This is a genomic window from Rhodococcus sp. OAS809 (assembly GCF_040546695.1).
Classification (GTDB): Bacteria; Actinomycetota; Actinomycetes; order Mycobacteriales; family Mycobacteriaceae; genus Rhodococcus_F; species Rhodococcus_F qingshengii.
Window position 1 is genome coordinate 1,717,220 of record NZ_JBEPOI010000002.1, and the last position, 11,494, is coordinate 1,728,713.

The 11,494-nt window shown below is 62.2% G+C and carries 10 protein-coding genes; 1 reads left to right on the top strand and 9 read right to left on the bottom strand.

All coding sequences use genetic code 11. The annotated features are described in order from the left end of the window. Positions 1-9: 9 nt before the first annotated feature. The 6 genes from ABIE52_RS10925 to ABIE52_RS10950 all read right to left on the bottom strand — a co-directional run bounded on the left by ABIE52_RS10925 (position 10) and on the right by ABIE52_RS10950 (position 6,240). Positions 10-1,251 carry a fatty acid desaturase family protein gene (locus ABIE52_RS10925; RefSeq protein ID WP_003940700.1) on the bottom strand — a complete coding sequence of 414 codons (1,242 nt, stop codon included), beginning with the start codon at positions 1,249-1,251 and terminating at the stop codon, positions 10-12. Positions 1,252-1,389: 138 nt separating this feature from the next. After that, positions 1,390-2,652, bottom strand: a complete 1,263-nt coding sequence (locus ABIE52_RS10930) for a fatty acid desaturase family protein (RefSeq protein WP_003940901.1) — start codon at positions 2,650-2,652, stop codon at positions 1,390-1,392. A gap of 24 nt (positions 2,653-2,676) precedes the next feature. Then, on the bottom strand, positions 2,677-3,795 hold the full coding sequence (locus tag ABIE52_RS10935; RefSeq protein WP_003940928.1) for a ferredoxin reductase: 1,119 nt from the start codon (positions 3,793-3,795) through the stop codon (positions 2,677-2,679). A 92-nt stretch (positions 3,796-3,887) separates the two neighbouring features. After that, positions 3,888-4,388, bottom strand: a complete 501-nt coding sequence (locus ABIE52_RS10940) for a DUF6912 family protein (RefSeq protein WP_030535010.1) — start codon at positions 4,386-4,388, stop codon at positions 3,888-3,890. A gap of 23 nt (positions 4,389-4,411) precedes the next feature. Beyond that, complete coding sequence (locus ABIE52_RS10945; RefSeq protein ID WP_007731194.1) at positions 4,412-5,821, bottom strand: WS/DGAT/MGAT family O-acyltransferase; 1,410 nt, start codon at positions 5,819-5,821, stop codon at positions 4,412-4,414. After that, positions 5,815-6,240, bottom strand: coding sequence for an HAD-IA family hydrolase (locus ABIE52_RS10950; RefSeq protein ID WP_003940859.1), 426 nt, complete (start codon positions 6,238-6,240; stop codon positions 5,815-5,817). The genes ABIE52_RS10945 and ABIE52_RS10950 overlap by 7 nt, the downstream gene beginning before the upstream one ends. A 19-nt stretch (positions 6,241-6,259) precedes the next feature. Between ABIE52_RS10950 and ABIE52_RS10955 the strand changes: the two genes are divergently transcribed. Further along, entirely contained in the window at positions 6,260-6,889 is a 630-nt protein-coding gene (locus tag ABIE52_RS10955) for an Rv3235 family protein (RefSeq protein WP_007731192.1), read from the top strand. Positions 6,890-6,925: 36 nt separating this feature from the next. Here the strand turns inward: ABIE52_RS10955 and secA are convergent, their stop codons facing one another. The 3 genes from secA to ABIE52_RS10970 form a co-directional block, all read right to left on the bottom strand. Next, positions 6,926-9,769, bottom strand: a complete 2,844-nt coding sequence (gene secA / locus ABIE52_RS10960; RefSeq protein ID WP_007731191.1) for a preprotein translocase subunit SecA — start codon at positions 9,767-9,769, stop codon at positions 6,926-6,928. A 131-nt stretch (positions 9,770-9,900) separates the two neighbouring features. Then, entirely contained in the window at positions 9,901-10,581 is a 681-nt protein-coding gene (hpf, locus tag ABIE52_RS10965) for a ribosome hibernation-promoting factor, HPF/YfiA family (protein WP_003940893.1), read from the bottom strand. A gap of 175 nt (positions 10,582-10,756) precedes the next feature. Beyond that, positions 10,757-11,488, bottom strand: coding sequence for a ComF family protein (locus ABIE52_RS10970; RefSeq protein WP_003940811.1), 732 nt, complete (start codon positions 11,486-11,488; stop codon positions 10,757-10,759). Positions 11,489-11,494: the final 6 nt, after the last annotated feature.

Below are 11,494 nucleotides of genomic sequence, written 5' to 3' on the forward strand. Positions count from 1 at the left end.
AGTCGACGATCAGCGCAGGCCGAGGAGGCTGCGCAGCTTTCCGCTCTTGCGCTTACGTGCGATGGCGCTCTTGAGGCCACTGCGGCGCCCGGTCACGGGATCGACAGTCGAGGTCAGTTCGCCGTCGAACATCCGCTCCGACGCCGTCTCGGGCGCATTGTCGACGGTGTCCTTGAGGTACTTGTTGGGCAGCGACAGCTTGGCGATGGTTCGCCAGGACTTGGCGTACTGCACGGCAAGCGGGCCGGTCGTGTACGGCAAGTCGTACTTGTCCGCGAGCTGACGCACCGTGACCGCGATGTCCTTGTAGCGGTTGCTGGGCAGATCAGGGAACAGGTGGTGCTCGATCTGGTAGCTCAGGTTGCCCGTCATGAAGTCCATGAGCGCGCTGCCCTCGATGTTGGCGCTGCCGAGCATCTGACGCAGGTACCACTGAGCCTGCGTTTCCTTGTCGATGTCTTCCTTGGTGAACTTCTCGGCACCGTCCGGGAAGTGGCCGCAGAAGATGACCGCGTTGGTCCACACGTTCCGCAAAGTGTTGGCGGTGAAGTTGGCCGACAACGTGCTCTTCCACGCCGGGCCGGTGATGGCCGGGTAGATGACGTAGTCGCGCAGGACCTGCTTGCCGATCTTCTCGCCGACCTCACGGAGCTTGCGCTGCGTCTCTTCCTTGTCGGCGCGGCCCTTGGCCACCTTGCCGAGCTCGAGGTGCTGAGCGGCGATGCCGTACTCGAAGAACAGCGCGAGCAGCGTGTTGTAGACCAGGTTGCCGGCGTTGAAGGGCTTCCAGCGCTGATCGCGGGTGACGCGGAGGAGTCCGTATCCGACGTCGTCGTCCATTCCGAGGACGTTGGTGTACTTGTGATGCAGGTAGTTGTGGGTCTGCTTCCAGTGCGCAGACGGGCCGGTGACGTCCCACTCCCACGAGGTGGAGTGAATCTCCGGGTCGTTCATCCAGTCCCACTGCCCGTGCATCACGTTGTGCCCGAGTTCCATGTTCTCGATGATCTTCGAGAGCGTCAGCAGGCCAACTCCGGCGAGCCACGCCGGACGACGACGGCTCGCGAAAAGCACTGCGCGGCCGCCGATTTCGAGCGAACGCTGCAGACGAATGACGTTGCGCACGTATCGCGCATCCTTCTCGCCGCGCGACTCCTCGATGTCGCGACGAATCGCGTCGAGTTCGCGGCCGAGCGCCTCGATGTCGGCGTCCGTGAGATGTGCGTATTCCTTGACATCTGCAATCGCCATGGAAAGCCTCCTAGCAGTGAGTTAGGCGCAAAGTAGTAAGTGCAGAACGATCATCGATTCCAATCGTTCAGATCAACTGCACCTACTGTAGCGTAACTTACGGCACCGTAGGTTAGGTTTTTCCCGATGTAACCTATATCACTTCCGGCGCTTCGGCATGCGGGAACGGGCCTGCGACTTGAGTGCGGTCAACAAACCGAGACGCTTACCGGTGATCGGATCGGTACGAAGGTCCTCGACCATCGCCATGGCTGCGTCCCGGAATCCCGAGTCGCGGAACCGCAGTTCCGAAGACGTTTCCGGAGCATTGTCCGAGGTTGCGGTCAGCCACTTGTCCGGCAAAGCCAACTTGTGGATGGTGCGCAGAGCCAGAAGATACTGCTTGAAGAGCGAACCGGTGGTGTACGGGAGATCGAACTTCTCGCACAATGCACGCATCTTCACAGCGATTTCGGGATAGCGGTTGCTCGGCAGATCGGGAAACACGTGGTGCTCGATCTGGTAGCTCAGATTGCCGCTCATGAGTCCCATGAGCTTGCCGGAATTGAAGTTCGCACTACCGAGCATCTGGCGCAGGTACCACTCGTGACGAGTCTCCTGCTCGAATTCGGCAACCGTGAACTTCTCGGCACCGTCCGGGAAGTGGCCACAGAAGATGACGACGTACGCCCACAGGTTGCGCACGAGGTTCGCGGTCGCATTGGCCGACATGGTCGACTTCCACGCCGGCCCCGTCAGCGCCGGGAACAAGATGAAGTCCTTGCCCACCTGACGAAAGATCTTGCGCGCGAAGTCTTTGTTCGCCTGCGAGTTCAGCTGCCCCTTTTCCGCGCCCTCCAACTCGGCTGCCGCCGTGAGGTCGTGCAGCGCGATGCCCCACTCGAACGTGGCCGCCAAGATCACGTTGGCGATCGGCTGGAAGAGGTTGATCGGCTTCCACGGCTCGTCACGAGTCATACGCAGAATCCCGAAACCGAGATCCTCGTCCATACCGACGACGTTGGTGTACGTGTGGTGCTGGTAGTTGTGGGCGCGCTTCCAATGCTCGGAAGGACCGGTCTGATCCCACTCCCACGAGACGGAGTGAATCTCGGGATCGTTCATCCAGTCCCATTGCCCGTGCATGACGTTATGCCCGAGCTCCATGTTCTCGATGATCTTCGACAGGCTCAGCAGGGTCGTGCCGACCAACCATGCCGGTCGGTACCGACTGCCGAACAATGCGATACGCCCGCCGAGCTCCAACGCCCGCTGGACGCGAATGACGCGACGAATGTAGCGGGCGTCCCGGATCCCACGAGAGTCTTCGATGTCGAGTCGAATCTGATCGAGTTCACGTCCGAGAGCTTCGACATCGGCCTCGGTGAGGTGCGAAAACTCTTTGATATCGGTGATGGCCACCGTGGTCCTCCGTGTGCCTAGAAGCTATGCGTCCAGCGTACAGTCGCCGGCGGCGGCGGAGATGCACGTCTGGATGCGCTCGCCCTCCGCGTGCTGTTTCCCCGAGCGTAGATCGATCGCGTGGCCGGCAACGAGAGGTACGACACACGTCTGGCAGATGCCCATGCGGCAACCGAACGGCATCAAGGCACCGGACTGCTCGCCTGCCTCCAGAAGCGTTGTCGCACCGTCGACGGTGATCGTCTTACCCGACTTCTCGAACGTGACCGTGCCACCGTCGGCCGAAGCGTCGATGCGCGATACGGCGAACCGCTCCATGTGGAGTCGATCCTCGATGCCTTCCGCCTTCCAGACGTCTTCGAGCTCGTCGAGCAACGGGAGGGGCCCGCACGCCCAGGTGTGGCGCTCGCGCCAGTCGGGGCAGACCGTGTCGAGAGAACTGAGTTTGAACTTTCCGTCACGGCGCGTGAGTTGAACGTGGCTCACGAAGTCCTCGTGCTCGGCGTGCAGTGCTGTGAGTTCGTCGGCGAACATCACGTCGGATTCCGTCGGAGCCGAGTGGATGTGCATGACGTCGGGCAATTGACCGCGCCGGTTCATCGTCCGCAACATGCCCATGACCGGAGTGATGCCACTGCCGGCGGTGATGAACAGGATCTTCTCCGGTGGCGGATCCGGCAACGCGAAGTTGCCCGAAGGCGTGGCCAGTCGAACGATGGTTCCCGACGGCACGGCCCCGCTGACGAGGTGGCTCGAGAGAAAGCCCTCGGGCATGGCCTTGACCGCGATGGAAATGCGCTTGTTCTCCCAGTTGGGAGGCGAGGTAAGTGAGTACGACCGCCAATGCCAGCGGCCGTCGATATGCAGACCGATGCCGATGTACTGCCCCGGCTGGTAGTTGAAGTCGAATCCCCAACCCGGCTTGATGACGATGGTCGCCGAGTCCGTGGTCTCGGGCCGGACTTCGACGATCTGACCACGCAGCTCGCGCGCGGACCACAACGGATTCGCGAGGTGAAGATAGTCGTCGGGAAGCAATGGTGTGGTCAGCCGAGCCGCCGCACCGCGAAGCAGATTGAGCTTCGACCGCGCTGCCGGAACTACCGACGCTGCCGGTGCCTCGATCCAGTCCTTCAGACCCATCAGACCTCCACCTCTCACCTTCCGAACCCACTGCCTACGGTACCGTAGGTTATCAGGTTACGGTACCGTAGGTTACTTCACGGTAAGCACATTCACAGCAGGTCGAGCAAGAACGGCAACTCCTGCGCGGCGTACCACGCCAACTCGTGGTCCTCCGCGTCACCGAGCGTGAACTCGGCATCGGCGTCACCGAGATCCGCCGCGTCGACTATGCCAGCAGCGCGCTCGATGTCCGATTCTGCCTGTTCGAGGTCGACATGCACAGATGCAACCTGAGCCATCGTGACAGGACCCGCCAATCGGACTACCGAATCGTCGAGATCGGGCCGTAACTTCACATCGGCATCGTCGACGTCGGCGGCAACGACAGCACGCCGGAAGGTGACGTCACCCTCGGTTCCGGCGATCAGTCGCAGCGACGCACGCGCAGCCTCACCCATGGCGACCTCGGCCAACTCGTCGTCGTCCCCCGCCGCGTACGACTCACGCAGAGTCGGGGTGACCGCAAAAGCCGTCCGGCTCATAGGGTCGAACTCCTGATCTGCGACCAACTGCTGCAAAATCTCGACCGTCGCCGGTACGTACACCCTCATGAGACCACCTTCATGCTCGTTCGTCACCGACTCGCATCCGTCAATTCCTCGAGTGACTCGAAGATCAGCGAACGAACGACGTCGACGTCCGACATCGCGTCACGGTCGGCATTCAAACCGTAGTAGACATTTCCGTCGTACGACGTCAGGGCGATGCTGAGTGTCTGATTCTTGAGCAGTGGCGACACGGGATACATCTCGAGCATCCGAGCACCACCGAGGTAAAGCGGAAATTGCGGCCCTGGCGCATTGGTGATCATCAAGTTGAACATTCGCTGCGACAGACTACTGGCCGCGCGGGAGCTCATCGCGTGCAGCGTCGCCGGCGCAAACCCGGACATTCGCACCATCGTCTGCGCGGTGACCCGCCGACCCTGACGCGCGAATGCCTCCGTCGCATGGGCCACGTGCGAGAGCCGAACCACCGCGTTGGGTTCACCGACAGGCAGGTCGATGAGGAACGAGGAAACATGTCCGGGCGCTTGCGGATCGTCGACGTCAGGACTCTCCGGGCCGTCGGTGTAGACCGACATGGGCACCATCGCTCGCACGATGGTCGCCTCGGTCACCGGTTCACCGCGCGAGAGCAACCAGTTCCGCATCGCACCTGCGATGACGGTCAGAATCACGTCGTTGATCTCGCACCCGTACCGCGCGCGAATACGTCGATAGTCCTCCAGAGACGTCTTGGCCACCGCAAGGCGTCGATTGCGCGAAATGGTGGCGTTGAGCGGGCTCGACGGGGCTACCTGCGTCGCCGTTCGAACCACTTCCGCGAGTTTCCCGAGTGCACTCACAGCCTCGGTGACGGATGTGGTCACGTCGTTGAACGCTGCACGCGCCCGTGCGATCCCCTCCCCCGGGCTCGTTACGAGATCCGCCAGTGCACTGACCAACAAGCTGGTATCGCTCGGCGGCCTGGCGGGCATCCACAATTCTTCGGGGCCTGGCGCTCGATTCTTCTCCGGATCGAAGATCACCTGACTGATCTCTGGAGCCGCCTCGCCGTCCACCAACGACGAATGAGACTTCGTGAAGATGGCAAATCTGTTTCTGGTCAGCCCCTCGACCAGGTACATCTCCCACAACGGCCTCGTGCTGTCGAGTGGTCTCGACGTCAGCCGCGCGATCAGATCCATCAGCTGTTCGTCGGAACCCGGTTTGGGCAGAGCAGATCGGCGAACGTGATAAGTGATGTCGAAATCCGAGTCGTCCACCCATACCGGGCGGGCCAGACCGAACGCCACCTCGCGAACTCTCTGTCGGTACCGCGGAACCGATCCGAGCCGCTCTTCGACAAGTCGAAGCAACTCCTCGTGATCGATCCCGTTTCGCAGTTGCCTGAAGATCCCCAACGAGCCGACATGCATCGGCGTCGTCCCGGCTTCGAGGAAGTAGAAAGCGGCATCCTGAGTCGTCAGTCTGTTCACCATGGCTTCGTGTCCCCTCCTTCGCCGAGATCGAACAGAATCGACAACTCCTCGATGGTCGATTCCGAGCCGACGTGATGGACCCCGACCATCCCGACGGCCACAGCCGCCCGGACGTTGATTTCGAGATCATCCACGAAAACGAAATCCTCCGGCTCGACGCCCAAACGACTCGCTGCCAACAGATAGATCTCGGCGTCGGGCTTTGCCATCTCGACATCACCGGACAAGATCACGTCGTCGACCAAGACCCCGTCGCCGAGATCCCGCAACCACTGAGCACTGGCGCCGCCGGGATCGTTGCTGACGATTCCCGTCACGATTCCGCGGGCCTTCACCGCGCGCACGACCGCGCTCAAGCCGTCGAGATCCGATCCCGGACCGAACAGCACGCCACCGACATCCAACAGAAGTCCCCGCACGCCATCACCCTAAGTCGCGATGGTGATCACGGCGACATCTCGAGCGATTCGTGTCATGCTTCTCACCATCGCTCGGGGGAGCGAAGTCCGAGACAGCTGTCTCGGACGCAGGATCATCCGGGGGGATGTCATGGAGCAGGACTGCAAGATCGTTCTCGAGCCGGCGCCGCAATTCGAGCCTCACCCGCATACCGTCGTGCTGTCGCGGCCACAGTGCCGGCCAGACCGAACGCAGTGCCGAACAGACCGGATGCTGCGTCGCCCGCGAAAGACGCCACACAACGGAACGTCGCCCAGTACCGGGTTCACTCACGCTCCGGAACCGCGGCTGGTAGGTGCCGACATCTTCTGGAACCGATCACTACGTCTGGTTCTCGAAACCGTCGACCGACGACGAAATCCACGGCAACTCAAGGGCGTGTTGACGCCGTCCGTCCTGGAAGTTGTTGCGAGACTTTACACTTCGGATTTCTCGGCCCGGAAGCTGGGCGGCGCGGCCGTTCACCGCACCCACGTTCAAGCAGTGTCGGAGAGTACCGCCGAAGTCTGTGCGACGTACACACGAGGCACGCAGACTTTTGCCGTCGCAGGCCGGATCGACCACACAGACGAAACAGGCTGGACGGTCACCGCACTACACGTGGTGTGACCGTCCAGCCTGCCGAGTACTGACTGCGCTAATACCTCAGCGCTTGCGCTTGGACTTCGGAGCTCGATTGCTCTTCGACTGCGTCCGTGCTGCTTCACGACGTTCGCGACGAGAGGCGGCACCGTCGCCGGTGTCGGCAGCCGAGTCACGTGTTGCCTTTGCCTTGCCGTCCTCGTCCGGGCCGGTGTACGTCAAACGCGACGGACCTTCGTCGTCAAGTCCCTTGGCGCGCAACGCCGTCGGGGCAGCAGTTCCGGCAGTCCTGGCCGCAGCTTCCTGCGTGGGGAGCGGCTTGGGCGCCGTGGCGGACGCCGCGGCGGCAGAGCCCGCGGTGACGGAAATTCCACTTGCGGGCTGCGCCGGAGCTGCTTCGACCTGCAGGTTGAAGAGGAATCCGACGGACTCTTCCTTCAATCCGTCGAGCATGCCGATGAACATGTCGTAACCCTCGCGCTGGTACTCGACCAGCGGATCGCGCTGGGCCATCGCACGCAGACCGATTCCCTCCTTGAGGTAATCCATCTCGTAGAGATGCTCACGCCACTTACGGTCCAGGACCGAGAGGAAGACACGACGCTCGAGTTCACGCATACCGTTTTCGCCGGCGATCGCATCGATCTCGGCTTCGCGCTTCTTGTACGCCGCGTGGGCGTCTTCGAGCAAAGCGGTTCGCAGGTCGTCACGACTCAGGTCACTGTTGATGCCTGCGCCGTCCTCCCCGGCCAACGTCTTGTGATCGATGCCGACCGGGTACAGCGTCTTCAGCGCAGTCCACAGCTGCTCGAGATCCCAGTCCTCGACGTATCCCTCGGCGGTGGCACCGTCGACGTAGGCGGTGACCACGTCAGTGATCATCTGCTCGACCTGGCCTTCCATGTCCTCACCCTCGAGGATCTGGCGGCGCTCCTTGTAGATGACCGTTCGCTGCTGGTTCATGACCTCGTCGTACTTGAGGACATTCTTGCGAATTTCGAAGTTCTGCTGCTCCACCTGGGTCTGAGCGCTCTTGATGGCCTTCGAGACCATTTTGGCTTCGATCGGGACGTCGTCGGGCAGGTTCAGGCGCGTCATGATCGACTCGAGTGCCGAACCGTTGAAACGGCGCATGAGCTCGTCACCGAGCGAGAGGTAGAACCGCGATTCGCCGGGATCACCCTGACGTCCGGAACGACCACGCAACTGGTTGTCGATTCGGCGCGATTCGTGACGCTCGGTGCCCAGGACGTACAGGCCGCCGGCATCGCGGACCTTCTCGGCGTCTGCCTTGACCTCAGCCTTGACCTCGTCCAGGACTGCGTCCCAAGCTGCCTCGTACTCGTCCGGCGTCGTGACCGGGTCGAGGCCCTTCTTGCGCAGCGCGATGTCCGCGATGATGTCCGGGTTACCACCGAGCACGACGTCGGTACCGCGGCCGGCCATGTTGGTCGCGACGGTGACCGCGCCGGAGCGACCGGCCTCGGCGATGATGGTCGCTTCCTTCTCGTGGAACTTGGCGTTGAGGACGTTGTGGGCAACGCCGCGCTTGGTGAACTGCTTGGACAGGTACTCCGAGCGCTCGACGCTGGTGGTACCGATCAGGACGGGCTGGCCGTTCTCGTGGCGCTCGACGACGTCGTCGACCACCGCGTCGAACTTGGCTTCCTCGGTCTTGTAGATGAGGTCACCGTTGTCGACTCGGACCATCGGACGGTTTGTCGGGATCGGGATCACACCGAGCGTGTAAGTCTGGTGAAGCTCGGCAGCTTCCGTCTCGGCGGTACCCGTCATGCCCGACAACTTGTCGTACAGACGGAAGTAGTTCTGCAGGGTGATGGTGGCAAGGGTCTGGTTCTCCGCCTTGATCTCCACCTTCTCCTTGGCCTCGATCGCCTGGTGCATGCCCTCGTTGTAGCGGCGGCCGACCAGCACGCGGCCGGTGAACTCGTCGACGATGATGACCTCACCGTCGCGGACGATGTAGTCCTTGTCCTTGGTGTAGAGCTCCTTGGCCTTGATCGCGTTGTTCAAGTAGCTCACCAGCGGCGAATTCGCGGCTTCGTACAGGTTGTCGATACCGAGCTGGTCCTCGACCAGTTCGACGCCCGCCTCGTGCACACCGATGGTGCGCTTGCGGATGTCGACCTCGTAGTGAACGTCCTTCTTCAGCAGCGGCGCGATGCGCGCGAACTCGCTGTACCACTTGCTGGAGCCGTCGGCCGGGCCCGAGATGATGAGGGGGGTTCGGGCTTCGTCGATGAGGATCGAGTCGACCTCGTCCACGATGGCAAACGCATGGCCACGCTGGACCAGGTCGTCCAACGAATGCGTCATGTTGTCGCGCAGGTAGTCGAAGCCGAACTCGTTGTTGGTGCCGTACGTGATGTCGGCTGCGTAGGCGACGCGGCGCTCGGCCGGCGTCATGCCCGAGAGAATCACACTGGTCTCGAGGCCGAGGGCGCGGTGAACGCGGCCCATCCACTCGGAGTCACGCTTGGCGAGGTAGTCGTTGACCGTCACCACGTGGACGCCGTCACCCGCGATCGCGTTCAGGTATGCCGGAAGAACACAGGTCAGGGTCTTGCCCTCACCGGTCTTCATCTCGGCGACGTTGCCGAAGTGCAGGGCCGCGCCGCCCATGATCTGCACGTGGAAGTGCTTCTGGTCGATCACGCGCCACGACGCCTCGCGGGCAACCGAGAATGCCTCGGGCAGCAACTCGTCGAGAGTTTCCCCGGCGGCATAGCGCTCACGGAACTCGGTGGTCTTGGCTTTGAGTTGCTCGTCTGTCAGGCCTTCGACATCGGGCGACAGAGATTCCACATGCTCGGCGATGTGCTTGAGCCGCTTGACCATGCGACCTTCACCAACACGGAGCAGCTTCGATAGCGACAGCGACGGCACAGTCTTCTTCGTCCTCAATCTTCGGCGACAGGGGGTCACACACTGAAAATCCGGCCGGGGTCCGAAAACTCCGGCCGGATTCCATGGTAGGCGCTACCGGCGGCGAGCGAGCAAACCCACCACCGATTGGGTCATGTCAGGCGGATCAATCCGTAGTCGAAAGCGTGACGACGGTAGACGACGGACGGCTTGTCCGACTCCTTGTCATGGAAGAGAAAGAAGTCGTGTCCGACCAGTTCCATCTCGTAGAGAGCGTCGTCGATGGTCATCGGCTCGGCCGGGTGATCCTTCGTGCGGACCACGCGTCCCGGGCCGTCGTACTCGTCCGGCTCTTGACCGTTCAGCGAAATGTCCGGTGTGACTCCGAGTGAGTCTGCGTCGACGAGGGAGGCGGTTGCCTCCGCGACGGACACCGGTCGCTTGTCGCCGTAATGGACCTTCTTGCGGTCCTTGGTTCGACGGAGGCGACTCTCGAGCTTGTCGATCACCGATTCGAAGGCGGCGTAGAAGCTGTCTGCGGACGCTTCGGCTCGGGCCACCGGGCCTTTACCTCGAGCGGTGATCTCGACGCGCTGGCAACTCTTGGCCTGTCGTCGGTTGCGTTCATGTTGGAGTTCCACGTCGAAGTGGAATATGGAGGGGTCGAAGTGTTCGAGTCGCGCCAGCTTTTCCGAAACGTAGATTCGGAAGTGATCGGGGATCTCGACATTTCGTCCCTTGACTACGACGTCGGATCTCGGAGCTGCGGCATTCTCGGAACGCTCGATGGTGGCGTCCTCGATGAAAAACGAGGCTTGCGAAGGGGTCGTCACTCGTACCTCCCAATTACGGCCCCGCCCCACGGTGGGCGGCGGCAAATTCTGCAAGTACCGAGAGGGGATCCGCCCGGCACCAGTATCGAAGTACCACCTCCTACCAGTATTTTCGGGTGTGCCGCCGACGCTAGTACGTAACGCGCGCGAGTGCCACTGTTCCAACGAAATTCATCTAAGCCCCTGCAAGGACAAGCACGAGAGTTGTCCGAATCCCACTGAGCGAGAGGGCCCGAACCGACTCTGCCGCAGTCGCTCCCGTGGTGAGGACGTCGTCGAGCAGGACGATGTCACTGTCCCCGGCAATCGAAGAGATCGCAGTGGTGTCGAGAGACACATGACCGTTCACGTTGGTCACCCGGTCGGCCGCGGACAGTCCCACCGAGTCACGTACACCTCGCGTCATCCGGAGAATCGGACAGACACGTACCGGACGACCCGCGACAGAACCAATTTCCCGCTTTCCGCGCATACTTTCGGCTATCCGGCGAACCGGATCACCCCCGCGAGATCGCGCCGCTCGGGCGCGCGTGGGAGCCGGCACCAGCACGATCGGCGGACGACCCCCGCTGCCGAGCTCGCCCCACCGTTCCAGAGTGGCCAACGCGTCGGCCACAGCGATCCCCAGAGGCATCGCGAGGTCCCGACGACCCCGTTCCTTCATCTCGATCACACTGCGCCGCCTGGGGCCGTCGTAGCGGCCGAGTGCCCAGACGGGCACGCCCGGATCCACGCGCGGACTCAGTTGAAGCGGATGATCGCGCAGCAGTTCCGCGCACTCACCGCACCACAGAGTCCCCGAGCGGCCACACCCACCACACTCGCGTGGCAACAGCAGGTCGAGCAGACCGGCACCGAATTTCTTGTCCCCCATGGCCGAATCATGAACCTGAGCACCGACATGCATCAGAGC